The 26169-nt window shown below is 70.8% G+C and carries 30 protein-coding genes; 26 read left to right on the forward strand and 4 right to left on the reverse strand.

Annotation, left to right across the window (positions count from 1 at the left end; all coding sequences use genetic code 11):
• The first annotated feature begins 45 nt into the window (after positions 1-45).
• The 24 genes from ACFY8W_RS04395 to ACFY8W_RS04510 all read left to right on the forward strand — a co-directional run bounded on the left by ACFY8W_RS04395 (position 46) and on the right by ACFY8W_RS04510 (position 21097).
• Positions 46-1146 carry a hypothetical protein gene (locus ACFY8W_RS04395; protein ID WP_391100062.1) on the forward strand — a complete coding sequence of 367 codons (1101 nt, stop codon included), beginning with the start codon at positions 46-48 and terminating at the stop codon, positions 1144-1146.
• A gap of 33 nt (positions 1147-1179) precedes the next feature.
• Positions 1180-2415 (forward strand): MFS transporter, encoded by a 1236-nt coding sequence (locus tag ACFY8W_RS04400; RefSeq protein WP_391100065.1) that lies wholly within the window; start codon positions 1180-1182, stop codon positions 2413-2415.
• Positions 2416-2463: 48 nt separating this feature from the next.
• The gene (locus ACFY8W_RS04405; protein WP_391100067.1) at positions 2464-2961 is read left to right on the forward strand and encodes a hypothetical protein; all 498 of its coding nucleotides are present in this window, start codon (positions 2464-2466) and stop codon (positions 2959-2961) included.
• A gap of 102 nt (positions 2962-3063) precedes the next feature.
• On the forward strand, positions 3064-3501 hold the full coding sequence (locus ACFY8W_RS04410; protein ID WP_391100070.1) for a hypothetical protein: 438 nt from the start codon (positions 3064-3066) through the stop codon (positions 3499-3501).
• Entirely contained in the window at positions 3498-4283 is a 786-nt protein-coding gene (locus ACFY8W_RS04415; protein ID WP_391100073.1) for a hypothetical protein, read from the forward strand. The genes ACFY8W_RS04410 and ACFY8W_RS04415 overlap by 4 nt, the downstream gene beginning before the upstream one ends.
• The gene (locus ACFY8W_RS04420; RefSeq protein WP_391100076.1) at positions 4280-5134 is read left to right on the forward strand and encodes a relaxase/mobilization nuclease; all 855 of its coding nucleotides are present in this window, start codon (positions 4280-4282) and stop codon (positions 5132-5134) included. The genes ACFY8W_RS04415 and ACFY8W_RS04420 overlap by 4 nt, the downstream gene beginning before the upstream one ends.
• A gap of 13 nt (positions 5135-5147) precedes the next feature.
• Positions 5148-5846: a hypothetical protein gene (locus tag ACFY8W_RS04425; protein WP_391100078.1), complete on the forward strand. Its 699-nt coding sequence runs from the start codon at positions 5148-5150 to the stop codon at positions 5844-5846.
• A 26-nt stretch (positions 5847-5872) separates the two neighbouring features.
• The gene (locus tag ACFY8W_RS04430) at positions 5873-6628 is read left to right on the forward strand and encodes a hypothetical protein (protein WP_391100081.1); all 756 of its coding nucleotides are present in this window, start codon (positions 5873-5875) and stop codon (positions 6626-6628) included.
• Between the two features lie 56 nt (positions 6629-6684).
• Positions 6685-7092, forward strand: a complete 408-nt coding sequence (locus tag ACFY8W_RS04435; RefSeq protein ID WP_391100084.1) for a hypothetical protein — start codon at positions 6685-6687, stop codon at positions 7090-7092.
• A 56-nt stretch (positions 7093-7148) separates the two neighbouring features.
• Positions 7149-7352, forward strand: coding sequence for a hypothetical protein (locus tag ACFY8W_RS04440; RefSeq protein WP_391100087.1), 204 nt, complete (start codon positions 7149-7151; stop codon positions 7350-7352).
• Positions 7353-7375: 23 nt separating this feature from the next.
• A complete protein-coding gene (locus tag ACFY8W_RS04445; RefSeq protein WP_391100090.1) occupies positions 7376-7759 on the forward strand; it encodes a hypothetical protein in 384 nt (127 codons plus the stop codon).
• Positions 7756-8556, forward strand: a complete 801-nt coding sequence (locus tag ACFY8W_RS04450; protein WP_391100092.1) for a DUF317 domain-containing protein — start codon at positions 7756-7758, stop codon at positions 8554-8556. The genes ACFY8W_RS04445 and ACFY8W_RS04450 overlap by 4 nt, the downstream gene beginning before the upstream one ends.
• 29 nt (positions 8557-8585) lie before the next feature.
• Positions 8586-8942 carry a hypothetical protein gene (locus ACFY8W_RS04455; RefSeq protein ID WP_391100094.1) on the forward strand — a complete coding sequence of 119 codons (357 nt, stop codon included), beginning with the start codon at positions 8586-8588 and terminating at the stop codon, positions 8940-8942.
• On the forward strand, positions 8933-9757 hold the full coding sequence (locus tag ACFY8W_RS04460; RefSeq protein ID WP_391100097.1) for a DUF317 domain-containing protein: 825 nt from the start codon (positions 8933-8935) through the stop codon (positions 9755-9757). The genes ACFY8W_RS04455 and ACFY8W_RS04460 overlap by 10 nt, the downstream gene beginning before the upstream one ends.
• 6 nt (positions 9758-9763) lie before the next feature.
• Positions 9764-10357 carry a hypothetical protein gene (locus ACFY8W_RS04465; RefSeq protein ID WP_391100099.1) on the forward strand — a complete coding sequence of 198 codons (594 nt, stop codon included), beginning with the start codon at positions 9764-9766 and terminating at the stop codon, positions 10355-10357.
• Entirely contained in the window at positions 10354-11106 is a 753-nt protein-coding gene (locus tag ACFY8W_RS04470) for a DUF317 domain-containing protein (protein WP_391100101.1), read from the forward strand. Before ACFY8W_RS04465 ends, ACFY8W_RS04470 begins: the two co-directional genes overlap by 4 nt.
• Positions 11107-11151: 45 nt before the next feature.
• The gene (locus ACFY8W_RS04475) at positions 11152-12942 is read left to right on the forward strand and encodes a TraM recognition domain-containing protein (RefSeq protein ID WP_391100103.1); all 1791 of its coding nucleotides are present in this window, start codon (positions 11152-11154) and stop codon (positions 12940-12942) included.
• A gap of 273 nt (positions 12943-13215) precedes the next feature.
• On the forward strand, positions 13216-14151 hold the full coding sequence (locus tag ACFY8W_RS04480; RefSeq protein WP_391101711.1) for an alpha/beta fold hydrolase: 936 nt from the start codon (positions 13216-13218) through the stop codon (positions 14149-14151).
• Positions 14152-14174: 23 nt separating this feature from the next.
• Positions 14175-15044 (forward strand): hypothetical protein, encoded by an 870-nt coding sequence (locus ACFY8W_RS04485; RefSeq protein WP_391100106.1) that lies wholly within the window; start codon positions 14175-14177, stop codon positions 15042-15044.
• Entirely contained in the window at positions 15041-16309 is a 1269-nt protein-coding gene (locus ACFY8W_RS04490) for a DNA cytosine methyltransferase (RefSeq protein ID WP_391100109.1), read from the forward strand. The genes ACFY8W_RS04485 and ACFY8W_RS04490 overlap by 4 nt, the downstream gene beginning before the upstream one ends.
• On the forward strand, positions 16309-17460 hold the full coding sequence (locus ACFY8W_RS04495; protein ID WP_391100111.1) for a DnaB-like helicase N-terminal domain-containing protein: 1152 nt from the start codon (positions 16309-16311) through the stop codon (positions 17458-17460). The genes ACFY8W_RS04490 and ACFY8W_RS04495 overlap by 1 nt, the downstream gene beginning before the upstream one ends.
• Positions 17461-17473: 13 nt before the next feature.
• Entirely contained in the window at positions 17474-18763 is a 1290-nt protein-coding gene (locus ACFY8W_RS04500; protein ID WP_391100113.1) for a DUF317 domain-containing protein, read from the forward strand.
• 187 nt (positions 18764-18950) lie between these two features.
• On the forward strand, positions 18951-19775 hold the full coding sequence (locus ACFY8W_RS04505) for a sugar nucleotide-binding protein (RefSeq protein ID WP_391100116.1): 825 nt from the start codon (positions 18951-18953) through the stop codon (positions 19773-19775).
• A gap of 155 nt (positions 19776-19930) precedes the next feature.
• Positions 19931-21097, forward strand: coding sequence for a hypothetical protein (locus tag ACFY8W_RS04510; protein ID WP_391100118.1), 1167 nt, complete (start codon positions 19931-19933; stop codon positions 21095-21097).
• Between the two features lie 96 nt (positions 21098-21193).
• On the opposite strand, the gene ACFY8W_RS04515 is transcribed toward ACFY8W_RS04510, so the two are convergent.
• Entirely contained in the window at positions 21194-21418 is a 225-nt protein-coding gene (locus ACFY8W_RS04515) for a hypothetical protein (protein WP_391100121.1), read from the reverse strand.
• Between the two features lie 227 nt (positions 21419-21645).
• Between ACFY8W_RS04515 and ACFY8W_RS04520 the strand changes: the two genes are divergently transcribed.
• Both ACFY8W_RS04520 and ACFY8W_RS04525 read left to right on the forward strand, forming a co-directional pair.
• Complete coding sequence (locus ACFY8W_RS04520) at positions 21646-22692, forward strand: hypothetical protein (protein ID WP_391100124.1); 1047 nt, start codon at positions 21646-21648, stop codon at positions 22690-22692.
• A gap of 189 nt (positions 22693-22881) precedes the next feature.
• A complete protein-coding gene (locus ACFY8W_RS04525) occupies positions 22882-23724 on the forward strand; it encodes a hypothetical protein (RefSeq protein ID WP_391100127.1) in 843 nt (280 codons plus the stop codon).
• On the opposite strand, the gene ACFY8W_RS04530 is transcribed toward ACFY8W_RS04525, so the two are convergent.
• The 3 genes from ACFY8W_RS04530 to ACFY8W_RS04540 are packed head-to-tail and all read right to left on the reverse strand — an operon-like array spanning position 23709 to position 25827.
• Complete coding sequence (locus ACFY8W_RS04530; protein ID WP_391100129.1) at positions 23709-24521, reverse strand: aldo/keto reductase; 813 nt, start codon at positions 24519-24521, stop codon at positions 23709-23711. The two genes, ACFY8W_RS04525 and ACFY8W_RS04530, sit on opposite strands and share 16 nt — an antisense overlap.
• Positions 24431-25642, reverse strand: a complete 1212-nt coding sequence (locus ACFY8W_RS04535; protein ID WP_391100132.1) for a JmjC domain-containing protein — start codon at positions 25640-25642, stop codon at positions 24431-24433. Before ACFY8W_RS04535 ends, ACFY8W_RS04530 begins: the two co-directional genes overlap by 91 nt.
• A gap of 8 nt (positions 25643-25650) precedes the next feature.
• Positions 25651-25827 (reverse strand): hypothetical protein, encoded by a 177-nt coding sequence (locus tag ACFY8W_RS04540; RefSeq protein WP_179499972.1) that lies wholly within the window; start codon positions 25825-25827, stop codon positions 25651-25653.
• Positions 25828-26169 lie beyond the last annotated feature (342 nt).

Here is a 26169-nt window from a genome sequence, read left to right on the forward strand (position 1 = left end):
GACGTCGCAGTCCTCGTCGCCCAAGCGCGTGGCTTCCACGCGCGGATGGCGGTCATCGACCGCGAGATGGAGACCGCGCTCGGCACTGTCCGTGATCGCTACGGGCGGACGGTCCACCCCGATGCCGCAGCAGCAGCGCGCACCCGCCGGAACCAGGCCGCTGCCGAGGCATACGCGGCGCTTCTCGCCCCGCACGCCGACCAGCTGCTGAACCTGGCCCGCCGGGTGCTGGACGAGCTGCCGCCCGCTCGGCACACCGTCGCCTGGCGCGACCTGCTCGGCGCCCTCGCCACCTCCCACGCCGAGATCGCCCGCGTCCTCGACCGCCCCGCTGCCTCTGGCTCGGCCGCCGAGCGCGACCAGCACAGCGTGGTGTGGCCCCACCTCGCCGCCTGGGCGGATTACGGCTCCATCGCCACCCACCTCGCCGATCTGAACCACCAGCCGAAGCCCGAGCTGCCCGACGAGGAACGGCAGATGTGGACCGAGAGGTCCCACGCCGCCCGGGCCCGGGGCGAGCTGGATCTGATCGAGTCGTGGTACGCGGCCGACGGCCGCCAGATCACGCTCGCCTATCTGGTCGAGGACGAGACCTCGACGGTGATCGCCCTGGCCGGAGCCCCGGACACGCCGGGCTGGGAAGTGATCGGGCATTACGAGCACGAGTACGCCGCCGGACAGGCGCTCCCACGCCCCGTCCCGCCCGGCGTGCTGCGGCCCGACATCTCACGGTTCGACCGCCCGGAGCCCGCGCCCGAGCGGCCCCTGCAGGAGCTGCTCCGGGACGTCGTCGAGGCCCGCGCCGCCGGGGACGTCTCCGAGGTCCTGTTCAGCGCGACACAACAGGGCCACGACGCCGGGCCGATGGTCCGTCTGCAGGAGCTCCTGCAGACGGCCGGAGTATTCGCGAACGCTCTGGAAAGCGTGCAGGGCCGGCAGATCGCAGCCCGGCTCGACGCCCTCGGCCGTCAGCTCGACTTCCTCACCAGCGAGGTCCGTTCCACGGCCGAGGATCTCGAAGCCACCGTCGCCGTCCTGCCACCTCACCGCGTGCCGACACCTCCGCGGATCCGGCCGCGCCCCGCTGTGGACACCACACCCCCGGCTCCGCCTCCCCGCACTGCAGTCCCCGTACGCCGCACGTAGCGGCCCCGCCCGTTCCCTGACAGAAAGCTCCCGTTGTCCCTGACCGCTTCGACCGACCCGACACCACGCATCACCTACGGTGCGGTGCTGGGCAGCCCGCACGTCGCCCGCCTCCTCAGCGGCACCCTCACCGGCCGCCTCCCCAACGCCATGGCACCCGTCGCCATCGTCCTGTGGACCCTCGCAGCCGGTGGCAGCATCGCATTCGGCGGCCTGCTCTCCGCCCTGTACGGGCTCGCGTCCGCGCTGTCCCAGCCGGTCAAGGGACGGCTCATGGACCGCTACGGCCAGACCGCCGTGCACCTACCGACCGCGCTACTCAACTCCAGCCTGCTCATCTCCCTGCCGGTCGCAGCACCGTACGGCGGGCAGGCGCTCGCCACGACCATGGTCGTCGCCGCGGGGCTGACCTCGGTGCCGTTGGAGGCCGGGCTGCGGGCCTTGTGGCCGAGCGTGCTCCCCGATCCTCGGCTGCGGCACGCCGCCCTCGCTCTCGACACCGGCACGCAGGGCCTGCTCTACATCGTCGGCCCCCTCGTCGCCGCCGCTCTGGCCTCCGTGCACAGCCCCGCCCTCGCGCTCACCGTCACCGCCGTCCTCGGCCTGACCGGCACTCTCGTCGTCGCGACCGCGCCGCCGTCCCGCTGCTGGCGGCCCTCCCCGACAACCGCCGGTAGACACGCGCGGCGGCTGGCCGGTGGCGAACTCGTGGCACTATTCGTCTCCCTCACCGGCATCGGCTTCGCGATCGGTTCCCTGAACGTCTGGGCGGTCGCCATGGCCGACCAGCACGGCCGGGACATGCTCTCCGGCCTGTTGCCAGCCGCTTTCTCGACCGGCAGCTTCCTCGGCGGCCTCGTCTACGGGCACCGCGCTTGGCCCGGCTCCACCCCGCGCCAACTTCTCTTCGCCACAGTCGCGTTCCTGGCCGGGTGGCTGCCGCTGCTCGCCCTCCCCGGCCCACACGCGGCGACCGTGGCAGTCGTCCTGCCCGGCGCGTCCCTCACCGTCGTCGTCGCCTGCGCCTACCAGGTCACCGACGCCCTCACCCCCGCGGGCCGCACCAGCGAGGCGTACGCGTGGCTGATCCTTTCGATCGGCGTCGGACAGGCCGCTGGCACCGCGCTGTCCGGGCGCCTCGCCGACCACGTCCTCGGCATCGCCGCGCTCCCCGCCGTCGGAGCCGCTTTCGCTCTCACCTTCCTGCTCCTGGCCCGCCCCGGCCACGCACCCGCCCTCCGTGGCTGGAACCGCCGCGAGCACGCCTGAGCAGGCACCTGACTGCCCGCCTTTGCACACCTTCAAGGAGATTCATTCATGGCTGTACGTACGAAGTGGACCGTCAAGCACGTGTGCGGTGACGAGGTCGTCCATGACCTGTCCAACCGGCCCGCCGACCGCCGCGCCGGCTTCGCCCGTTGGCTCGCGGCCAGGGACTGCACCGAGTGCTGGAAGGCGGCGCGCGACGCCGACACAGAGTCCAAGGAGGAGTGGCTCGCGGCCAAGCGCGCCGAGGAGCAGCAGGCCGCCGCCGAGTGGGCCGAGAAGTTCGACATGCCGCCGCTGGAGGGCCCTGAGCGGGCCCTGGACTGGGGCGCGCGCTCTCGCCACCAGCTCATGACCGCCGCGCACACCGCGCTGGTCGTGGAGGGGACCTGGGACGAGGCGGACTGGGCGGAACTGGAGGAGAAGGCCCGTACGGTCACCAGGGCTGGGTGGTGGATCGACCAGAGGGACGCGGAGGGCTCTGACCTGCTCGAACTCCTCGACGCAGCCAGTGAGGCGGATCTCGGGACGGAGAACCCGTTCCGCTGACGCGGACGGAACATAGCCGACGATCGCCGGTTAGCCAAACCGGCGATCCTCCGGACCATTGTTCCTCCCACCGCCACTCCGCTCCGTGTGGAAGGAATTCTGATGACCCCGCCGGCCCGTACGCCTGCGCCCACCCCGGCCTTCGCTCCGACGCCCGACCCGCTCACCCCCGCCCGGGACATCATGCACGCCCATTTCCAGGCCGGCGACCAGGTCGTCGTCCTCAAGGGCGTCGCCGGCGGGGAGCTGTGGGGTGACGCGATGCGCGTCGTCGCCCCGTCCTGGCACACCCCGACCGACGAGGACGGATGGCGGCTTCGCAACGCAACGGGCGGAGCCCAGACGTACATCACAGCCCACCCCCGCTATCTGGTGCACCTCTCGCGGCGCTGCCCGGACTGCCTGATCTACCTGCGCGCCATGGAGGACCACCTCCTGCCGAAGTTCCCCGGGCAGGACGCGCTGGTCGACTGCAGCTGGTACACGACCACGGCCCTCGGTCAGCTTGTGCACGTCGCCGACGCGCGGGGTGGCCGGTGAGCCTCCCCGTCCGCCGTCCCGGCCGCGCACTCGCCCTCCTCAAGGCCAAGGCCCGTGCCACCGCGAATCCGGCGAACCCGACGTGGCCCGGTCGTCTGGCGGCGGACCTGCGTGAACTCGGCGCGGACTGGCGGGAGTCGGCCGAGGTCTGCGCGGATGTCGCCTGGGCGGCCCGCGCCGCCGGGCACAGCGTCCTCAGCCTGCTCAGCCCGGACCAGATCGCCGCCTCCCACCTCGACCCGCACCCCGCCCGCACGTACCGCCACCTCTATCTGAGCGGCCTGCGGTACGACTTCCGCTGTCCCACGCTCCAGTTGGTTGTCGAGCAGCTCGATCCGGCCGTGCGGGCGGGGCTGGACTGCTACAGCCGGGCCCTGTACGCGTTCGCGCTGCTGGGTCAGTCCCGCCCCGAGGGCCTGGACCTCATGGACGAGGTCCTCGCGGAAGCCGGCGATCACGGCAAGACCCTGCATGTTCTGCTGCACGGCCTGTGGCTCGACCAGGACCTTGACCAGGGCGCGGAGCGGCTGCTCGCCCTCAGCAGCCGGCCCCCGTTCGACACCGGAACGGATCCGATCGTGCTCTTCCGCGTGGCTGGCGCACTGCGCCGACTCGGCCGGTACGACGAGGCGTTCGCCGCCATCGACCGGGCGCTGGATCTTCTGCCTCCGGGCGACGCGGCAGTGCACGCCGGTCTCGTGCGCGAGCGCTCCTTGATCGCTGCCGTCCGGGACGCGCGCCGGCATCGCTGCGCCCGAGCCCTCAAAGGCACGACGGCATGATCCTCCGCGTCAACGAGCGCTCCCACACTCCGCACGACCCGCTCAGCGCGGCCCTGGGGCGTCCGCTATCGGCGGAGGAGGTGCTGACCGAGCACACCGTCGTCGCTCACTGGCAGGGCCTGTACTACTTCACGCTGGACGGCGACCAGACGATGTGGACAGCCGCCCAGTGGGCCGAGCACCTCGAAGATCCCCTGGTGCAGTGCCGGGACGGTCGGCGGGCAATCTTCCACCTCGACGCCCGGCTCCACCCCGACGACCGTGACCTGGCCGATGCGGAATGGGCCGAGGTCGCCCACCGCCTCGCCCGCGCCGCCGGCATCGAGACACCAGGCGACAAGAACGGCTGCGCCTGGATCTCCGTCCAGGGGCAGCGTGGCCGCCTCGACCTGATCGCGAGCCTGATCAGATACGACGGCACTTGGCAAAAGCAGCCCGCCGACCATCTGCGCCGGCTACAGGAGGAAGCCCGGCGCATCGAGCAGGACCTGCACCTCACGCCCGTACACGCTGCAGCCGAGCAGCGGATCGCCTCCCGGCCGGTGCCAACCGCCTCGACCCAGCTCGCGACAGTCCTCGCCCAGCTCGCCGATGAGCAATCCGGTCCGCTGGCCACCGTGCGCGGACTCGTCGAGCACACCGCCCACCGCATCGCCCAGCAGCCGGGGGCCGCCGGCCACGACCTCGCGTACCAGCTGGAGCTGATCGCCCGACGCCTCCACGGCATCCAGCACGACCTCGACACCACGGCCGCCGCTCTGATCACCGCACCCCGCCCGCGCGTGGCCGCCCCGGCGCCGCCCGCCGTCCAAGCCCCCGCCGTCCAAGCCCCCGCACGTCGATCACCGTAGGAGAAGCGTCTCTTTGCCCCTGGCCGACCGATTCCTGACCGTCCGCCGCGATCCGCACTCCGAGGAGGTTCTCGCCCGCGGCGGAGACCCCGAGGCTCACAGCGTCCTGCAGCGCGCGGGCTTCGTCCCGGTGGTCCGCGTCCACGAGACCTACCACCGCGCCCCCAGCAACCTCATCGAGGACGACGAAACCCGCCTCGGTATCGAAGCCGTGGCCCGGCTGCGGGCTGTCGGATACCACGTCGACTGCGACGAGGACTTCGACACCGATCGCCGCCCGGCCCACGATCCGCCGCTGGGCTCCGTGGTCTCCCATCTCGCCGCACGCATCCGCCAGGCCACCAACACCTGGGAGGCCGCCGGAGTGCTCACCGAGCTGACCGCGGCCCACGACGGCATCCTCGCCGCCCTCGAAGAAGTCCTCCTCGCCACTGCCGAGTTCCACGACGGTCTCGGCGACGCCGCCTCGCCCTACACCGCGCGCCGTCTGCGCTACGTCGCCGACGAGCGCCTCCGCATCATCCGCAGCGACCTCGCCCACACCCGCGACGCGCTCGCGGACCGCAACGCCCCGCACCCCGGCCGCAACACCTGCACAGAAGAGGTCCCCGCCACCGAACGCGAACGCTCCGCCGTGTGCGCCTGCCCACCACCGCCGCGCACCGCGCCGGCCCCGCCGCCGCCTCCCGTGGCCGCCGGGCTGCGCCGCTAACAACGCCCCATCCCGCCAAGGACACCATGCACAACCACGAAGACTCCGAGCGCCTCGCCTCGTACGCCGATGTCCTCGCCGGCGAACTCCCCGGCGCCTGGACCAGCAGTTACCACCCGTGCGACCACAAGGACGACCTCGCCGAACTGGCCGACCGGGTCTGGGATCTGGATCTCGTCGCCGAGTCCCTCGTCGAGCAACCGCTGACGCAGGCAGCCGTTCTGAGCCGCCCAGACGGCGCCCAGCTCGTCGTCCTCGACCGGCATGACGGACGCGACGGATTCCTCATCGCCGCCGTTGCCCCCCGCAGCCTCCCCGACGAGGCGTACCGCGGAGTACGCGAGCCGAACGGCATCGCCCTCGTGGACGACCCCTTCCTGAGCGCCGAGCAGGTCGCCAGCGATCTGCTGGCCCGGTACGACTCCGCGCTCGCCCAGGCCCGCCACAACGCGGTCGACAGCGTCCATCCGTCCCAGCCGGAGCGGGTCGTCCTGACCTGGCAGCCGGATGGCAGCCTCGCCGCCGCTCCCGTCGGCGAGACCGCCGCCGCGATTCTGGCCGCCAACGGCTTTCTCCCCGACGAGCAGACCGGCATCTACCGCCTCAGCGGTGACGACACCGCCGCGCAGGCACGCGCCGTGCGCGCGACCGGCCGGCAGCTCGACGCCCAGGGCATCGGCACAGCTCTCCAGCACCCCTCGGGCCGGGTCGCCCCCACGTCCACTCCACCTGCAGCACCAGCCCCGACTGCGTCCCGGGCGGGGGCCACCCGGGTGCGATGAAGCAGAGCCAGCCCCGCTCTGACATACCCCGCCACCGCTGAACTGGAGAAACGTTCATGGGCAACCGCGCTGACGCCCGCGGCAGCGATGTCGAGATCTACCGCAAGGCCCTGACCGACACGATCCACGCCGACACCCGTACCGGTGCTACCGAACAGCTCCTCAACCTGCTCGACCAGCTCGGCCTTAAGCGCCAGGAGGTCCGCACCGCCGGCCCCGTCTACGTCTGGCACGAGGTCCCCGAACACCTCGGCTTCGACGAGCAGAAGCGACTGGCGAGCCGCGCGATCCCCGCCCTTCTCACGGCCGGATACAACGTCAACTGCACCGCCGATGTCTTCGACGAAACCGCCTACGAGCAGGCCGTGCACGAGATCCGCTCTGGCCAGAGGCGCCCGTCCGCCGGGCACCCGCCGCCGGCGGCTACTCCTTCGCGCCGCGCGCCGTCCCGTCGCACCCCGTAAGCCCTCACGGTGGTCCCGGCGTCTCGCCGGGACCACCCGCACCGCACACACCTGACTTGGAGAACCCTGTAGTACCCCGCATTCCCCCGCCGGTCTCTCGGCTTCTGAAGCCCCGTCTCGCCACCGCGCTGTTCCGACGCTACCTACGCGCCTGCATTCCCACCGGCCCCGACCGGACCGTACCCGTACCGCTGGCCGGCGCCCGTCCCGAGGCGGTCCTCGACGAGTCCCGCCGGATCGGCCACGGCCACCACCACTGACCCCGAACCCGCCCTGGAGAAGCATGACCCATCCCGTCCCGAACCTGGTTCATGTGGCCGACGAACTCAGCCACCAGCTCGGCCAGCTCGCCGACCATCTCGCGCAGCTTCCCCCTCATGACGCCACACAGGTCATCGCCCGCGTGGTAGATCCCGCAGACGGAGTCCTCGGCGGATTCACCCACCTCGTGGCCACCAGCAGCGTGTTCGCCAAGAACCAGGCCGAACGCGGCACGCTGCCGGCCGAGGTGTGGCTCGCCTTGGGGCGGGCCGCGAACGAACTCGACGCCATCGGTGGGGACCTGGACGAACACCGCGACACCCTCCAGCACATCAGCACTCGGCCACGCGCCCAGGCGGAGAAGCCGGCGTCCCCCGCTCCGCTCGTCGTCCGGCGGCGCCGGTGAAGAAGCAGTGGCAGGGCTGGGGCCCGGGCGAGCAGGCCGAACAGCACTACCTCGTCGAGCCCCGTGCCCTGGCCGGTGGCGGCGACGTCCGCCACGTCTCCGAGTTCCTGCGCGCCTCGGGCTGGCGCGACAGGTCAAAGGCAGGCGGTCCGCTCTTCCTGGAAAGCCCCGACCGCGCCGTCCAGATCGCGTACGACCCCTACGTGCTTCCGGGCGGCTGGACGATCCACGGCCAGGCGGTCGGAAACCAGTCCGAGTGGTGGGCGATCCTCGGCCGGCAGACCCCGGTGGAGATCGTCGCCGGTCTCACCGACGCCCTTACCCGGCCCCGCTCCGCCCACGCCCCCAACGTGTGGGCTCCACTGGAAGAACAGCACTGGCACGCGCGTGCCGACGGCCTGCACTACACCGCCACCAGCCCGGACGGCTCGGCCTGGATGCAGTTCCACCACGATCCGAACGGCCGCGCAATGTGGTGGTCCGAGGCGAAGGACCAGCAAGGCAACGGGTGGAACGCCCAGTTCACACCCAGCACGCCGATGCACCTCGTGCAAGCCTTCTCGACCGCTCTCGCCAGCCCCGAGCCCGTGATGCGCCCGCGGGGACGCGTCCCGCACAGCGTGCAGATCCGCACCACGTCCGTGTCCGTCCTGCCCTCCCAGCTCAGCGCCTGGCAGCAAGCCCGGATCACCGCCGCCCGGGCCGCCACCTGGGCCCGCAACTCCGTCCGAAGCCCCCGGCCTCGCACCACCACCCGGCTACACGCCCACACCGGCGGCACCCGCACGCACCGCTGACCCGAACGTCTCTTACCCCAAGGAGCCCCTTGCCCGCACCGACCCTCGACGACATCCGCAACGCCACCGAGACCTTGTCGCGCCTCACCGAGTACCTGCGCGATAACCCCGAACCGGCCGAAGCACTCGCCCTCGTCGAGCCGCTCCTCGACGAGTACACCGGCGTCCCCATCCAGCTCGGCGACGCCCTGCGCGCCCTCGCCCGCGCCCTGCAGGACCACCCCGACCGGCCGCGCGGCCCCGAAGTCAGCCTCCTGTTTGCCGAGTTGCGCACTGCTGCGTGGGAACAGACCGACCAGTACGCCCTTCACTACGCCATCGACGACCTCCGTGCCTTGTACGCGAAGACTCCGCCGCCCGCGCAGGGGTGTGGCCGGTGCCGGTGAGCGAACGGCAGCTCGCTGCCTTCGCCGACAAGCACGCCTGGCGGATCCCGTTCGACACCACCCCGCGCCACCTCGCCGGCCCCGGTGACGTCCGGCACGTCACGCACGGCCTGGCCGCGGCTGGGTGGACCCACACGTCCGACCCGCTCAGCGCCGAAATCGTCCTGACGAGCCCCGACCGCCGACACAGCCTCCAGTTCGACCCGCAGTCCGCCACCTCCGCCTGGTGGCGGCTGCGGGCCGAGCCCACGGACACCGAGCCGCGCTGGTACGCCGAGTTCGGCGAGCTCGTCCCCGCCGAGGTCCTCGGCAGCCTCACCGCCGCCCTCATCGCCCCGCCGCCCGCCCAGCGGCCGGACCTCTTCCCCGTGCTGGAGTCGGCGGGCTGGCTGCTCGACGCACGGAACGCGGCTCGATCAACCGACGCCATGTGCCACGTCGAACATCGGGCCGACCCAGGCGACAGCGCTACGGCGTACTGGCACGTCGAGACCTGCGAACCGGGATACGGCACCCCGATGGGGCGCCGGATCTGGCACGCCTGGTTCGACGGCCGTACGCCCGAACACCTGGTGAACGCCTTCATCACGGCGCTCGCCGACCCGGCCCCGATCCAGCGCGGCATGTACGACCGCACTGCCCACCACACCGCCGTGCAGAAGCCGAGCCCGCTCAGCCCGCAGCAGGTCGTCGACGCCCACATCAGCCGGCTCGACACCATCCGCGCCCAAGCCCGAGCGACCGCACGCCGCCGCCCACCGGCCGCGGCAGCCCCGGCGAAGGCGAACACCGCACGTCCGTCCGTTCGCCGCTGACCCCGATTGGACACCCTGATCATTTCCCTCAACCCCACCGACCACAGCGAGTTCCTCAGCCACCTCGACCTCTTCGTGCGCGAGAGCGAGCGAATCCTCGCCGCTTGGGACGCGTACTCCGAGGACCACACCGACCTCGACGGCTGGCCGTACGACGAGGACGCCTACGGACTGCGCAAGAGCCGGCGAGATGCCGACACCGCCGAGGCGTTCGAGTCTGTCCGCGCCGGTGCCCGTCATCTGCTCGCCACCGCCGAAACACAGCTCACCGCCCTGCCCGCACGCACCGTGCAGAACCGCTGGGTCTGGCAGCTCGGCACTCTCGACAACGCCCTCGAACGGCTGGAGTCCCTGCACGCCGAATGGCTGCAGACCCGCGACAGCCTGCCCGCCAACGCCCGGCCGGGCACCGACATCTACGAGGACGCCCTCGCCGGCTACCACGCTGAGGCGTGGAGCTACCTCGACGACTGGGCCACCCACGGCCGCGCCATCCTCGACATCCACGCCGCCGCCCTCAAGGCGCCGCCACGGATTCTGAGCGCCGCGCGGGTCCCGGTGGCAGCGGCGGCCCGCCGCCGGGCGGGGAGGCCCGGGTGACCATCAAGATCGAGCAAGCGCTCATCTCACCCCGCTACCTCGCCGGCCCCGGCGACCCAGCCTGGGTTACCACCGCCCTGCACGAGGGTTCCGGATGGAGTCACGGCCACGACCCGCTCATGCCCCGGGTCATCCTGACCAGCCCGGACCAGAAGACAATGCTCCGCCTCGAGCCACACCTGAACGAGCCGTGGTGGCACCTCTCCCACCGCGACGGCCGCACCGGATCCGTCTGGAACGCGTCCTTCGGCGGCGGAACACCCGTCGAGCTGATCGCCGCGGTCACCGACGCGTTCACCGACCCCGACTACCACGCACGGAAGGGCGCCGACCCGTACCAGCCGCTGCGGCGGGCCCGATGGGACGCCGCCCCCAACGGCCAGTTCCGCTCGCCGGACGGCCGCGTGACGGGCGAGCGCTTCAACTTCTCCGGCAGCCGCAACTGGCGCATCACGGCCACCCTCGACGAGGACGACCCTGTGTGGCACGCCTGGTTCAGCGGCGGCACGCCCCCAGCCGTCGTGGCCGCGTTCATGCAGGCCCTCGCCGATCCGGAGCCGGTGCGCCGCTCCCACGAGCAGACCATCGGCTTCCCCCGCCGCCGGATCACCCTGCGCTGGCAGGAGTGGCCGGCCGAGAGCGTCGCCCGGGCGCTGCCCGAGCGGATCGAGCGCCTCGCCTCCCGGCGCACCAGCGCTCCGCCGCCCGCGCCGCCCGCTCCACCGACTGCGCGTCGCCGCACCCGCTGACACTCCCTCGGCCGCCGAGGCCCGCACCGTTCAAGGAACCGCCGCTTGCCCCCTGCTCCCTCCTCCAGTTCCGACGGCTACGACATAGCCCTGAAGATCCTCCTCGGCGCCCTCGCTATCTTCCTGCCCCTCGCCTCGATCGCCTGGCTGGTCAGCAACCTGACCGCCTGGGCGACCGGCACCGGCCCCTGGGTGCCGTACCGGCCCGGCGACGCCCTCCTCCACCCCGCACAGCTCTGGCCCCAGGCCGGAGAAACGTCCCTGCTCATCAGTACGCGGATCGTCCCTGTCCTGCTGACGCTTCTCCTCGCCGCCGGCGCCGGCGTCCTGTGGTTCCGCTACAAGAACCGCACCGGGGGCCGGAAGAAGGTCGACGGAATGGCGAAGGCCCGCGACATCGAGCCGCTCCTCGCCAAGTCGATCGAGGCCAAGGCCCGCTCCCTCAGGCCGAGCCTGAAGGACGCCAAGCACATCGCGCCGACCGACACCGGCATCCTCCTCGGCAACCTCGCCGGGACCCGCCACGAAGTGCGGATGGGTTTCGAGGACGTCGCCGTCGCGATCATGGCCCCGCGGTCCGGCAAGACCACCTCCCTCGCCATCCCCTCCATCCTCGCCGCGCCGGGCCCGGTACTGCTGACCTCGAACAAGGCCGCGGGGGACGCCTTCACCACCTGCCTCGATGCACGCGAGCAGGTCGGTCGGGTGTGGTCGATGGACCCACAGCAGATCGCCCACGCCGAGCGGACGATGTGGTGGAACCCGCTCGCCGACGCGCGGACCCTCGACGGCGCGGGCCGACTCGCCGGGCACTTCCTCGCCGCTTCCGTCGACGCCTCCCAGCAGGGCGACTTCTGGTCCAAGGCCGGCAGCAACATCCTCAGCCAGTTGTTCCTGGCCGCGGCGCTCGATGAGCGGCCGATCACCGACGTGATGCAATGGCTGGCCTTCCCTGCCGACCGCACCCCGCTCGACATCCTGCGGGACCACCAGTTCACCGCCGTCGCCTCCCAGCTCAAGGGCACCGTCGAGGGCCCGCCGGAAACCCGTGACGGCATCTACGAGACCGCCCGCCAGTACGCCTCCGCCCTCCTCAACAGCGAGATCGCCGCCTGGGTCACCCCGCAGAAGGACGTCCCCGAGTTCCGGCCGGCCCAGTTCGTCACGTCCAGGGACACGCTGTTCCTGCTGTCGAAGGACGGCGGCGGCGGTGCCTCGGCGCTGATCGCCGCGTGCGCGGACTCCGTGATGCGGGCCGCGACCGCCCAGGCCGAGCGCGCCGGCGGCCGGCTGGACCCGCCGATGCTCGCGATCCTCGACGAGGCCGCCAACGTGTGCAAGATCAGTGACTTGCCCGACCTGTACTCGCACCTTGGCAGCCGCGGCATCATCCCGATCACCATCCTGCAGAGCTACCGCCAGGGCCAGAAGGTCTGGGGCGACGCGGGCATGGACGCGATGTGGTCCGCAGCCACCGTGAAGGTGATCGGGTCCGGCATCGACGACCCCGACTTCGCCGACAAGCTGAGCAGGATGATCGGCGACCACGACGTCGAGACGACGTCGACCTCGATCTCCGAGTCCGGCAAGTCGACCTCGATCAGCATGCGGCAGGAGCGAATCCTGCCCGCCGACGCGATCCGCGCCCTGCCCAAGGGCTCCGCCCTGTGCCTGGCCACCGGCATGCGCGTCGCGATGCTCGACCTGCGCCCGTGGTACCTCGAACCGGGCGCCGAGGAACTGGCCGCAGCCTCCGCCCGTGCCTCGAAGGCCATCACCACCCGGGCTGTCGCCAAGGCAGCGCCGAAGCAGAGCGACTTCGGTCCCACAGCCTAGGGCCCGGGAGCCCGGGTCCTGAGCCCCGTTCTTCCACGTGCGCGGCGTCCATCGGGACCTTGACGAAGCACGCGCCTCACCGACCGTCCTCAACTCCATCCACCACGAAGAGGGGTCTCAAATCCCGCTCGTCGGCTCCACCGCCCCTCACGTGGCCCGCTGCAGATGGGCCCGCCCCGCTGGAATCGCCAGCGCCGCGTTGAGGGCACACCGGCCCCCTTCTAAATCCCCTCACCGGAGTTCCCTGTGCCCAATACACGTCCTGCGACGGAGGTGTTGTCGGTCTCCACCAGCGACGGCAGCACGCTGTCCGTCTACCGCGACATCCCAACGCTCCCGCGGTCCGACGGCGCGACGATCGTGCTGGTGCATGGTGCGTCGGTCACCGCGGACCTGTGGCGTGTCCACACCCGGCACCTGACCGGCATGGGCTTTCGCGTCCTGCGCTACGACCAGCGCGCGCACGGCCGCACCCCACGCGGCCGAGCACCGATGACCATTGAGCAGCTCGCCGACGACCTGCACCAAATCCTGCGCGCCCTCGCCCCCACCGGGCCGCTGGTGCTCGCCGGACATTCCCTCGGCGCACTCGTCCTCCAAGAACTCGCCGCTGGGCGCCCGCAGCTCCTGTCCCGGATCCAGGGCATGGTCCTGCTGTCGGCCACCGCACGCGGGGCGAGCGTGCTGCCCGGACGCGGCCCGCGCGCCCTGCTGCTGGCCGCTGGGCGCAGCCTGTTCGCCCTGGTCTGCGCCCACGCGCCTCAGGCTGTGGACCGGGTGCGGCGCCTGCTGCCCCACACCCACCGCTACGCCCTCACACCCCGCGCCAGCACCGCGCCTGACGGACCGCCGCCGTGCCGCCACGGCGTACGCCACACCCTCACCGATGACCTCGCAGCGCTATGGCATGCCCTGCGCTGCTACCGGGCCGACCACCTGCCCGTGCTGGAGCAACTCGGCGAGCGGCTGCTGCTGATGGCCGGCGCGGACGACGAGCACATCCCCGCCGCCCACACCAGGGAGATGGCTGACCGCCTGACCGCCGCCCGCCTGGAGATCCTGCCCCGCACCGCACACGCCCTGCCCATCCGTCACCCCGCACTCATCAGCGCCCGCATCGGCTGCCTCGCAGCCGGGCCGCGCCCCCGCCATCACCTCCTCAAGGACCCGCCATTTCCGAACTCCCCGCATTCCGAGCAATTTCACTAGGCGCCGGCATTCAGTCCAGCACCATGCTCGCCCTGTCAGCAGAAGGCGTTCTCCCGAAAGTCGACTACGCCATTTTCGCCGATACCGGATGGGAGCCGAAATCCGTCTACGACCATCTCGACCGCATCGAGCGTGAGATCGCAAAGCCCGCCGGGATCCCCATCCTGAGAGTCTCTTCCGGAAACATCCGAGATGACGCCCTTAATCCAAATCACCGGTTCGCCTCAATGCCCCTCTACATCCTCAACAAGGACGGCCGACCTGGGATGACCAGGCGCCAGTGCACCGGGGAATACAAGGTGAAGCCCATCAAGAAGAAGGTTCGGGAGCTCCTTGGATATCCCTATCCGATACGGATCCCCAAGGGTGTATTCGTGGAGCAGTGGATCGGCATATCCACCGACGAATTCCACCGCGCCAAGGACGCCGACGTCAAGTACATGCGCAACATCCACCCCCTCATCGACATGGGGTGGTCACGCTCCGACTGTATCCGATATCTGACTTCGCTCGGCCTGGCCGACACGCCGAAATCAAGCTGCCTCGGATGCCCATTCCACGGAAACGCCCAATGGAGAAAAATCCGCGACACCTGTCCCGAAGAATGGCGCGACGTCGTGGAGTTCGACGCCTCCATCCGGCAGGGCAATGCCCGCGCGAACGCGAGCGGCAACCGCCTCCTGGGCGAGGCGTTTCTCCACCGCTCCCGGGTACCGCTGAGCGAAGCGCCGATCGACCACGTCACGGCTGCCGAGTGGGCCGCCCTCCAGCAGGAGCTGGGCGCAGCACCGGACACACAGGAGCTGGAACAAGGCGTGGTGGACGGGTGCTCGCCGTGGGCATGCCGCGGTGAAGCCGAGCCGGTTCAGGACGACTTCGGGCTGGCCTCTTGATCCTGGATCTGTTCGCTGGGCCGGGCGGCTGGAGCCATGCTCTGTCTGTGCTCGGAGCCCGCGACGTCGGCCTCGAGTGGGATCCATGGGCCTGCAAAACCCGGGCGGCAGCAGGACAGTTGACGCTGCGCACTGACGTGGCCCTTTATCCAGCGTGGCCGTTCGTCGGGCGCACCCGGGGGTTGATCGCGAGTCCGCCGTGCCAGGCGTGGTCGATGGCCGGCAAGCGGCTCGGCCTGGTTGACCAGCCCCTGGTCCACCAGGCCGTCGCCGACCTCGCCTCCGGCCGCGACACCCGCGAGAAGCTCCTGGCCGCCTGTCGGGACGAGCGATCCCTGCTCGCGGCGGAGCCCATGCGCTACCTGCACGCCCTCCATGCTGTCGGCGATCCGGCGTGGGTGGCCATGGAGGAGGTCCCCGACGTCCTGCCGCTTTGGCGCCAGTACGCGGCCGTACTGCGCCGCTGGGGTTTCTCCGTGTGGACCGGGATCCTGAACGCGGCCGATTACGGCGGACCCCAGACACGCCGACGAGCGATCCTGCTTGCCTCCCGTGTACGCACCGCTGAGCCGCCCCCGCCGAGCCACGCCCAAGTCGCCGAGCCGGACACGTTGTTCGGGCCCGGCCGCGCTCGCTGGGTGAGCATGGCCGAGGCTCTCGGCTGGGGAGCCACCGACCGCCCAGTGCCCACCCTCTGCGCCGGCGGCGGCCCGGGAGGCGGCCCCGAGCCGTTCCCGTCCGGCTCCCGCAAGACCCTCTCCGACGCCCGTGCACGTGGCACCTGGACTCACCGGGCCGACGCAGTCGTGCTCCAATCCCGCCGGGAGGGAGCCGGGTGGGCTGCCCGGCACGGCACCCGAGACAACCGCCCCGCCGACGCCCCGGCACCCACGTTCACCGCGGAGGCGCATCGCTGGTCGTGGTCCCTGCGGAGCAACAACCAGGCCAACGCCACCGTCCGATCCATCGCAGAGCCGGCAGGGACGCTGTTCTTCGGGCACCGCGCGAACGAATGCACCTGGGTCGCCGAACCTGTCAGTCCACAGCACGTGGACAAGCCCGAGGTCGTCCCGGAGCCGATACGGATCACCGCCCGCGAGGCCGGCATCCTCCAGACCTTTCCCGCCGACTACCCCTGGGCCGGGAACAAGGGCCAGGTATTCAGCCAGATCGGCAACGCAGTCCCGCCGCGCCTGGCCGCCCATGTCCTCGCCCCGCACATCGGCGTCCCGTTCAACCCCGACAACTTCACCCTGGCCGCCTAATGCCCCACACCCCCAACAGCGAAGACGAGGCACCGTACGAACCGACCGAGCGCCCGCCAGTGCACTACGCCGAACAGGCCCTGCTCGGCGCCCTCCTTCTCGCCCCCACCCTCCTTGAGGACTTGGCCGAAGTGGAGCCGGCATCCTTCGCCAACCCCTTCCACGCCGCCGTCTTCGCCGCGATGCGCACCGTCCGCGCCCCAGAGAGGGAAGCCCACCGGGCCGGGCCGGACTGGTTGAACGTCGTCCTTGCCAAGGCCCAAACAGAGGCCGCTGGACTGACTCCTTCGTTCCTGCACACCCTGATCTCCGCCTGCCCCCGGCCGAACCACGCGCCCGCGTACGCGGCGATGGTCCGATCCGAGCACGCCCGGCGCACAGTCCGCCTTCACGCCGAGAAGCTCGCCCAGGCCGCTGCGGACACCACGGTGCCGGACCGCCCCGGACACGCCCTTGCCGCAGCCGATGCACTCGCCCGCCACCTGGACGAGCTCGCAAGCCGTTTCCCCTCCCACTCCAGCCCCATGCCCCGCACGCCCCCACCCTCGTCGGCCCCGCCGCCGACAGACACGGAGGGGGATCTGGAGGCCGAACAGTGTCTGCTCGCAAGCGGCGTGGCCTGGCCCGTGTACGTGAAGGAGATGCGCTGGCTCAGCGTCGACGACTTCCTTCACCCCGTCCACGCCGGGCTATGGCAGTGCGTGACCGCGCTGGCCCACCGCGGGGATCCCGTGGATCCGGTCACCGTGCTGTGGGAGGCCCAGCACCGCAGCGTCCTGGCCGCTGGCATCACCCCGGCCGACACGCTCGCCCTGCTGTCGACGCCCGTCGGCTCCCCTGACTACTGGGGCGAGCGGCTCGTCGAGCGCACCCTGCTCACCCGAGCCCGCCACGTAGCCGACAGGGTCACCGCCTACGCCGACGACCGGGCCAACAGCGTGCACCAACTGGTCACCGGCAGCCGCCGGGCGCTCGCCGACCTGCACGCTGTCCGCAGCCGCTGGCAGCGGGCGACCCGTCCGCCCATGGCCACGACTGCACAGGCCGAAACCACAGTCGCCGCGCGTGCCAGCCCCCGCAGCCGCAACATCATCCCGACCACGCCCGCCCGAGTCCCCCTTTCCCGACCTACCCCTGGCCGGACCCCGTAGCCGAAAGGCCCTGATGCCCTCCGCCCCCGCCGACGCCCACGTCCACTTCGCACTCCACCCGGACCACCATCCCGCCGTCATCGCCACCACGTCCGGCCCGACGAGCGACGCCGCCCGCTCCCGCCTGCACGACCTCGGCTTCCGCAGCACCGGCACGACCACGATGGTCCTGGCCCGCATCGACCGCGAAGAGCCCCGCTACACCGCCAAGGCAGCCGAACAGCTCCGGCAGTACGGCTTCACCACCGAGATCGCCCCCGCCCTCCAGGAGGAGATCGACACCGAGTGGACTTGGGCGAACTACCCCATGCCCTGGTGCAGCCGCGACGAGATCCGCGAGGTCGGCGCCGAGGCCCAGCGCATCCACGACGACATCGCCTCAGGCCGCCTGACCATCCACCTGCACGCCCACGACGGCCACACCACCGTCGCCGTCGGCTCCTACACCACCGGCGTGCGCCGGCACGTCCACCTCCACGGTGAGAACCACCTCCGACAGGTCTCCAGCTCGTACGACGACGAAGCGGAGGCTATCGCCGAGTTCCACCGGCTCTACTCCGTCGCCGTCCGACCCGGCCCCGCCCCGCTCACCGACCTCGAACAGGCCGTACGCCAGCTCCCTTCGGGCAAGCCCCCGGCCACCACCGAAAGCGTCCCCGCGCCTGCGGCCGAACCGCCGGTCGCGGAGCCCGGCGAACACGAGGCGCTCCTCCAGGTCCTGTTCGACGAGGAGCGCCAGTGGGAGAAGTACCGCCCCTGCGACGAGACGACCATCGCCTCCCACGAATCCCTCACCGCACGAGTCGAGTTCGACCACGAGGCGCGGCACCGGACCGACGTCGCCTGGACGATCGCCGAGTACGACGGCCCGGTCGGCGAACGCCTCTGGCACGCCACCATCACCGCCGGCACCCCCGTCTCCCTGATCCGCACGATCCTGCAGCATCTCGACGCCCCGCCCTTCACAGCCGTCGGGGAAGCACACGACGTCCTCCGGGCCGCCGGATGGCACCCGGCGAGCCACCCCGTCCGCACCACCTGGACCGCCGCAGCCAGCGCCATCACCTTCGAGCACACCCCGCACTCCGCGACCGACCGCTGGACCCTGTACGGCGGGGACAACCTCGACCTCGCGGCTTGGACGATCCGCCTGTCCGCCGGCGTGGGCGGAGACCTCCTCGCTGAACTCGCCTCCACCACCACTACCCTCGTCGCCGCCCCCACACCCGCCCCCGCGCCACGGCCTGCCCTCGCGCCTCGGCTTCCGATCGCCGTCCCGCGAGCCCGAGCGGCGCACCGGTGACGGGCTCACCGCCGCCGCTGGTCACACGCGTGCCCACCGAATGCGACAAGCCGCTGACATGTACCGATGCCCACTATGTATTGCAGTCGGACACTCTGTACCGAGACGCACTTCCGCCCTCCGAACCGTCCAAGGAACTGCCCGTCCCGGCGCGCGGGTGCAGCCGGCTCCGCTACCTTGTAGCCGCATGACGGCGTTGATCATCGGCGGCAGCGGCTTCCTCGGGTCTGAGCTGCTTCGTCAAGCACGTTCCGCAGGCCACGTCACGGCCGCATCGTTCAACTCCAATGCGCCCAACGGCGCCACGGGCGCATGGCACCACCTCGACCTGCGCGACGCCCGCCGGATCGACACGCTCCTCGACGCCATGACGCCGAGCATCGTGATCAACGCCAGCAGTGGCGACGCCGATTGGTCCGTCACCGCCGACGGCTCCTTCCGGCTCGCCACAGCAACGGCGAGGCGGGGTGTCCGCCTGGTCCACGTCTCCACCGACGCGGTGTTCTCCGGGGCCGACGTGCACTACGACGAGACGGCGCTGCCAGATCCGGTCACTCCGTACGGGGCCGCGAAGGCGGCCGGCGAAACGGCGGTCCGGCTCCTGCATCCCGCCTCGGTCGTCGCCCGTACCTCGCTGATCATCGGCGACGGCGGGTCCACGCACGAACGCCTCGTCCACGAACTCGTCGCCGGGACACGGCAAGGAGCACTGTTCACGGACGACGTCCGCTGCCCCGTGCACGTCACGGACCTGGCAGCCGCTCTCTGGGAACTCGCTGTCTCCGACGCCGCCGGCGTCTTCCACGTGGCCGGCCCCGATGCCGTCAGCCGATACGCGCTCGGCGTGCTCGTCGCCCGCCGGGACGGACTCGATCCCGCCCTTCTGCCCGCCGGCCGCCGGACAGGCAGCAACCTGCCGGGACCCCTCGACGTGCGCCTCGACAGCCGCGCTACTCGGCAACGGCTGAGCACCCGGCTCCGCGGAGCACTGGAGTTCCTGTGCGACACGTGAGGCGAGCGGGGAACCGTTCCCAGCCCGATGACGGCTACTGGCCGAGCACCGTGGTACGTGCGCGCCGTGCGCGTCCAAGAGCTTCGCCGTACGAGTGCCAGCGTTGCAGAATCGCCTCAGCTCCATATCGGCAGACCCGTCAGCGAGGCAGCATCGTGTTCTCCCTCTTCCACCGGCGCAAGGGCGGCGCCCCCGAGCTCGGTGCTACGGCCCCGGGCGAGATGGGTCCGTTCGGTGTCTCCCCTCATCCGGACGACGTCGGCCGTTCAAAGCCCGATCGACCGGTTCTGGCCCGATGGATGAAGGACGCCGACATGTCGCGCCATCCACTCGGGGATCTGTTCGATGTCGAAGAGGCCGAGCTCTGGCTCGGCGTTCTTGACCAGATGCTGAGCGACATCGACGCGATCGCCGGCGAGGACCGCCGCTGGAAGGACAAACGCGCGGAGTTCGCGAAACTGACCTCTATGTCCCTCCTGCTAGACATGCGGGCAGAGTTCACCATGGCCATCGCCCTTGCCAGCAGGGGCATCTCGTACCAGCTTGGGAACACCTCGGTGCGGAACCCCGACTTCCTCGTAGAGGACGTGGAGGGCACCATCGTCGCCGGCCTGGAGGTCACGACCGCCGCCCCGCTGGGGATGACACACCTCGCAGAGCGCATAGAGCACGAACTCCGAAAAGCTGGCCTCGTCGAAGTGGGTGTCCGTCTCACGTTCAGCCACTACCCGACGCGCCTCAAGGCGGACGTCCAGGACGCGATCATCCGTGCCCTTCTCGACCGCGCCCCCACCGTTGTCGCGGGCGGCATCACGGAACCGGTGGTCGTCGAGTGCGACGACGCCCTGGTCAACGCGGGGCGGTTGACCGTCACCGTGCGCGTCGAGACCAGCAAGGATCCGCTGGACTGGGAAGTCAGTGGCGCGGAGCTCGCTGGGCCCATGGCATCGGCCGTCTACGCCGCGCTCAACGCCGGCACCGAGTCACGGAAGGCCGAACAAGGCCGCTCGCTCGCACCTGCCCCCGTTCTCCTGGCTGTCGACCTTTCGCGCTACGGCGCCGCATGGATGCGATCGGGTTGGGTCTGGGCCCAAACGCTCGCGGCCTCTGAGCACTTCACCTCCGGCTATCCCTTCGCCGGGGTTGCGGTCTTCGGCCAGAGTCTTGTGACTCCCGACGTAGTGGGGATCGGCGTGGCGATCAGTCCCCACCTCGCCCCAGCAGGCCGTCAGCAGCTAGAACGCCTCTGCAAGAAGCTCGGCTGGGCACACCACTGCCCTTCCCCACCGGAGAGCGCCCAGCCGGGCTCGGTCGACCACTGACTGCGGCGCCTGACCCACTCCGGGGGTGCCAGTGGTCCCGTGCCCTCGTGGGGCATCCGCCGGATGCGGCTGCCCCACGTCCCTCCCTTCAGGGAGCTACCGCAGGGTCCGCCGTCCGAGCGTCAGGAGCCCGATCCACAGTGCGCCGCTCGCGCCGAACAGGGACACCCAGGTGTCGGCCGGTACGTCGAAACCGGCGAGAAGCGCTCCGAGGCTCACCACCCCGGACAGTCCCGTCAACGCTCCGGCCAGGCCCTGGCCGATACGAAGCCAACGCGGCGGCCGGGATGTCGTCGAGGCAGCGGATTCGAAGGTGGGCATGGGAGTCCTCCCGTTCGTACTGAACCTGGGCTGCTCGGTGGCTTCGTTGAGCAGCACGGCCAAGCTACGGTCGGGAGGCCGGATAGCGGCAGGTACACGAATTGGCTCGAATACCAAGGGGGGTGGCGGCCGTGGAAGCCACCGGTTGTGACCGAACTGAGTCGGCGCCAGGTTGCGAGGACGGTCATGTGCACGTCTCCGGTGTCGGGCGGCGCCAAGAGTGGTCCGTGACGATCGGGTTCCGGCAGGGCGCCAGCCAGCTACCTCATGCCGCCTTCCTCCGCATCTCCCCCTCGGCACCGGGTTCTCGGGTCATCCTCGAGGAGTCCGTTATCAAGGGGGTCGACTGGGAACGTGTCCTCGCCGTCGGCTACGCCCAGTACCTGCTCGGCTCGGACGCCGCCCGAAGCGTTGACGAGATCGGGTGCGCGCGTCCGGAAGGCGGCAGCGACGGCTTCTCCGGGCTCGTCGCCGACCTCTACCGCGGCAGCATCGCGGCGCAGCTGCCGCCCAGGCAGGTCCTCATGCGCATTCTCCAACGCGGACCGGACAGCGTGAACGACCTCAATAAGGAAGCCCGGGACCGCGGCCTGCTCGGGCCTCATGATCCGCGCCTCACCTTCCGCCCCCAGCCACCGTCGTCGCCGGTCCAGCATCATCCGCGGACTCTGCCGGCCGACGCGAGACCGACGTGGCAGATGGATGCGTCCGCCGAGGGCGCCATGCTGTTCGACCTACCAGGAGCGCAGGACTACGTCTTCCACGTGGGCGTCCGCTTCTGCAGGGCTGACGAGAAGGGCATCCCGCCCCGATACCTCTGCGGTCCGGCGGGCGGCAACGGGCCGGCTGGCGTGTTCCCTCAGGCCCTCGAAGTCCGTCCTGCGACCTGGCACGCCGGGGGTGCCACGGTGAACCTGACCGCCAAAGCCATCTTGGCGTTGCCCCTCGCCCTGGCTCTGGCCCTAGGCCCCGAGCTTCAGATCGGCCATCTCCCGACGGCGATGTCCACGGCCCTCACCGGCAATCATCCACGTCGAAGCCCTCAACATCTCCAGGCCGTCGCCAGCGTGCACCGCTTCGCCCTCCACCAGGGCACCAAGCCCCACGACCTGGTCGCCCAGGTCTGGCGGGTGGAACTCCGGACGGCTATGGAGTGGGCGCGGAGAGCGCGGAGGGCTGGCCTTCTGGACACCCGCGCCAACGAACTCAAGGCGCTCAGTCCGCCGAGGTGGCCCAGGCGGCCCGGCACGGACCTGCGCACAGCCCACACCTGACAGCAGGGCGTGGCCGTCAAGTCTCCCCCCGAGCACCTTGCGGGCGCTGTCGCCCGCACGAGGGACGCGGTAGCAGGCGCATCCCACTCTCCGCCAGGCCCATGGCGGGTGCGGAGGCGCGAGCCGTCTGCAACGGAGGTCTGTCTCAGGCTTGGTGTGCTGCGTCTGGGGCTTGGTACGTTCGGGCACATGACGCTGCGTTCGGTGGATCTGCGTAAAGAGTCGGTGGAAGCCGTACTGGACCGTGTCGAGCGGTCACTGGGGACGAGTCTGGATCGCGAGAGCGTGGTACGTAAGCGCCGCTCGGTGGGGGCGCGTACGGACCGGGGCACGTGGGTGCGTGTCGAGCGACGCGGGCTGGACCGGATCGGAGTCCAGGGAGGGGACGGCACCGCGTCCGCGGAGGCGCTGTCCGAGGTCGCGAAGCCGGCCTGGTTCGCCGGGGTGGCGTGGCGGGACGAGACGGAGCCGGTGATGTGGCGGGCGGACGAGACGGAGCTGCTGCCCGGGGTGCCGGTGGGCAGCGCCGTGCTGACAAAGGAGCCGCAGCTGTCCGAGGAGTGGTGGGCCGCGTTGAACACCTCCCTGGATGCTCTCGGTTCGCAGCGCACCAACCGGATCGCGACGCCGGACACCGAGACCCTGACGCAGGAACTTGTCACGGGGACGATCCACGGTGTCTTCCCCGACGTCGATACGACCCTGGGCGAGTGGCGTCCGGCCCACGCGGACTTCAACTGGGCGAACATGACGGCTCCGGTGTTCTGCGCGTTCGACTGGGAGGACTGGGGTATGGCCCCGCGTGGCCTGGACGCGGCGAACCTGTGGGGGGCGTCTCTCGCCGTCCCATCCCTCGCCTACCGAGTCCGCAGCGAGCGACGTGACGATCTGGAGAGTCGGGATGGCCGGCTGATGACGCTGTTCGTCGCCGCGAAGATCCTCGGCCCCTACGCCGACCCGGACGACCCCCGGCTGGGGGCCGCCCGGGAGACGGCGGAGCGAGTGGTGGTGGAACTTCAGACGCGCTGCTGACGACGGGCCCGGAGGAGCCGCCGGTACTCCCGGACGGCCTGGTCGTCGACCTCGTACGCCAGGGCGTCGACCAGCTCGTGCAGGTGGTCGGTGTTGTCCGTGCCGACCGCGACCGCGTCGACCGGGGGCAGTCGGAAGGCGGAGCGGTAGACGGCCTGGACCGGTGTGGCCGACTCGAAGTCCTGCAGGAAGATCCGCGGGTCGAACCTCTCCCACGCCGCCTCGGTCGTGCTGCCACCGAAGGGGCTCATGCCCCACACCTGCACCGGTCTCCACTGTCTCACTAGGGCCTCGGCCGCTTCGAGGATGTCGGCGCCCACAAGCAGTCCCGCCCGGATCATGAGGACATCAGGACGGGGCGCGTCAAGGTTCACGAGCGGACGTTGGTCCCAGCTCGATATCCCCCACCTGCCACACAGTCCCGCTCGTGCTGCGTCGGCCAGGACGGCGCACGCCCGCGCCAGCGCCTCGGCTCCGGGGCGCGAGTGCTCGGGGTTGTGCAGGAACACGACCTCCGGTTCCCGTCCCAGATCCTTCGCGGCCAGCTCGACCGCGGCACGCAGCCGGGCGGGGGCGAGGGAGTGTTCCCCAGGGAAGTAGCCGACCTTGGTGGAGACCGAGAACTTCGGCAGGAGGTCGCCGGCCACCATGCTCAATACCTCGTGGGAGCGATGGCGGAGGTAGTTCGAGGCGGTGTCGAGGCGCGTTACGCCGAGGCCGGCGGCTGCTTCGAGTACCTCACGGGCGTGACCAGACCGGTATAGCCCGAGGACGACGTCTCCGTCAGTGGTTCGCACAGGCGCTCCGTGATCAGCAGGTCGGCCAGGGTGGTGGTGTCCTCGTCGGCGCCGTCGAGGTGAACCGGGTGACCCGACAGGAGCGTGCGAAGGCCCGCTTCCGCACGCTCGTGGAAGGTCAGTCGCTTGCCGCCGCCGCGAACCTGGACCGTGTCACCGGACCGGACGATGCGGGGGGCGAACTCGGTTACGGCCACGACGCCGTCAGGTCGACCGAAGGCGGCCACGTGGGGCATGTGACGTGCCGGCGGGGTGCTGGAGCGCAGTTCGTCCAGGTACCGCTCGGGGCTGTGGGCGGCGGCCAACGTACTGAGCCTCTCCGTCAGCGCCACGGGCCCGGTTTCGCCGGCGCCTTCCAGGTCGCGGCGGAACGCCTCATCAGCGCGGGCTGCATCGGAGAGGAAGTTGACCCATGTGACACCGGTCCGTTTGGTGAACCCGAACGTCACGTGCAGCGAGTGGCCGTCGCTGCCGGAGCCGAGGCGAGTTGCGGTGTGCCAGAAACCACGGGGGATGTGCATGACGTCCCCGGCCCGCATCGTGCCCTTCCACAGCACCTCCTCTGAGGGCGTGCGGTTGCGTTCCGCGTCGCGGTACATCGGCGCTGGCCGGGACGGACCACGGACCTCCCACGACTTCTCGCCGGACAACTGCACGGCGATGACCTCGTGGTCATCCCAATGCAAATGGAATCCGTCGGTGTCGCCGACCGCGAGGTAGGCGTTGGCGGAGGTCAGCTCGCCTGACCACCAGCCCAGGGCCCGGCAGGCGACTTCCAGCGTCGGGTCGAAGAAGTCCACGTGATCCAGCACCACGGTGCCGCCGTCGTTGAGGATGCGTCCGAGGGCCGCCATGTCGGCCTGGCTCACGGCCTGTTTGCGCCGGTTGACGTTGGTGGACAGGAATATGGACGGGTGGATCTCCTCGCCCTCGGCGTAGCAACGCAGTTGCGGGTTGGCCAGGTGGCGGCGCTTGATCAGGTCCAGGAGTTTGTGCGGGGTCAGCAGGCGGGCAGGCAGGTCCGGGTCCGTGAGATGGCCGCGCGCGAACGCGGCTCCCACGGAGCCCGGCCCGTCCCAGCCGAGAGCTTTCTCGATGTGGGTGACGAGCCGGTGCTCCATGGATTCCCTTACTCCTTCGGGAGGTTCAGGTCGCGGTTCTCGCCGTCATCTCCAGCGCTGTTCTGCGAGCTGGTGATGTCGGACCGCTCGGACTCGCTACGGTCGTGCGCGGTCGCCAGCTCTTCCACCGCGATCAGAAGCGCGGGGCTGGTACCCGACGTCTGTGTGGAGGCCCTGTCTGCCATCGACGCTCTCCTCTCGGTCACTACCACCCGGTTCCGGGCGAAGGAACGAGTTAACCCGCGTCCAGCAGATGCCAGTAGAGCGAGATTCGGACACACGTACGGAGCGGCTGCCCTCGCCGCCGCTGACGCCGCATATCTGGCCAGGATGGCGCGGGACCGGTCGCTGCACTCGCGCGCCCGCGCGATCCGCCCCAGGGCGCAGACGAGAGAGATGCGGGGGTGCACTGCCGAGGTGCCCCAGGGCTTCCGTCCTCACGGACGTGCGAGATCGCCTCACGGATCTGGTCCGCCAGGGCTGTGAACACCTTGCACGGTCAGACGCACCGGAATCGCAGCCGCGAA

The organism is Streptomyces sp. NPDC012637 (genome assembly GCF_042954805.1).
GTDB lineage: Bacteria > Actinomycetota > Actinomycetes > Streptomycetales > Streptomycetaceae > Streptomyces.

Bases quoted from the DNA above. Each gene is read 5' to 3' on its own strand.
- ACFY8W_RS04395 (WP_391100062.1), top strand. From the start codon at position 46: ATGGCGGTCATCGACCGCGAGATGGAGACCGCGCTCGGCACTGTCCGT.
- ACFY8W_RS04405 (WP_391100067.1), top strand. From the start codon at position 2,464: ATGGCTGTACGTACGAAGTGGACCGTCAAGCACGTGTGCGGTGACGAG.
- ACFY8W_RS04410 (WP_391100070.1), top strand. From the start codon at position 3,064: ATGACCCCGCCGGCCCGTACGCCTGCGCCCACCCCGGCCTTCGCTCCG.
- ACFY8W_RS04420 (WP_391100076.1), top strand. From the start codon at position 4,280: ATGATCCTCCGCGTCAACGAGCGCTCCCACACTCCGCACGACCCGCTC.
- ACFY8W_RS04430 (WP_391100081.1), top strand. From the start codon at position 5,873: ATGCACAACCACGAAGACTCCGAGCGCCTCGCCTCGTACGCCGATGTC.
- ACFY8W_RS04435 (WP_391100084.1), top strand. From the start codon at position 6,685: ATGGGCAACCGCGCTGACGCCCGCGGCAGCGATGTCGAGATCTACCGC.
- ACFY8W_RS04445 (WP_391100090.1), top strand. From the start codon at position 7,376: ATGACCCATCCCGTCCCGAACCTGGTTCATGTGGCCGACGAACTCAGC.
- ACFY8W_RS04485 (WP_391100106.1), top strand. From the start codon at position 14,175: ATGCTCGCCCTGTCAGCAGAAGGCGTTCTCCCGAAAGTCGACTACGCC.
- ACFY8W_RS04495 (WP_391100111.1), top strand. From the start codon at position 16,309: ATGCCCCACACCCCCAACAGCGAAGACGAGGCACCGTACGAACCGACC.
- ACFY8W_RS04500 (WP_391100113.1), top strand. From the start codon at position 17,474: ATGCCCTCCGCCCCCGCCGACGCCCACGTCCACTTCGCACTCCACCCG.
- ACFY8W_RS04505 (WP_391100116.1), top strand. From the start codon at position 18,951: ATGACGGCGTTGATCATCGGCGGCAGCGGCTTCCTCGGGTCTGAGCTG.
- ACFY8W_RS04515 (WP_391100121.1), bottom strand. From the start codon at position 21,418: ATGCCCACCTTCGAATCCGCTGCCTCGACGACATCCCGGCCGCCGCGT.
- ACFY8W_RS04525 (WP_391100127.1), top strand. From the start codon at position 22,882: ATGACGCTGCGTTCGGTGGATCTGCGTAAAGAGTCGGTGGAAGCCGTA.
- ACFY8W_RS04535 (WP_391100132.1), bottom strand. From the start codon at position 25,642: ATGGAGCACCGGCTCGTCACCCACATCGAGAAAGCTCTCGGCTGGGAC.
- ACFY8W_RS04540 (WP_179499972.1), bottom strand. From the start codon at position 25,827: ATGGCAGACAGGGCCTCCACACAGACGTCGGGTACCAGCCCCGCGCTT.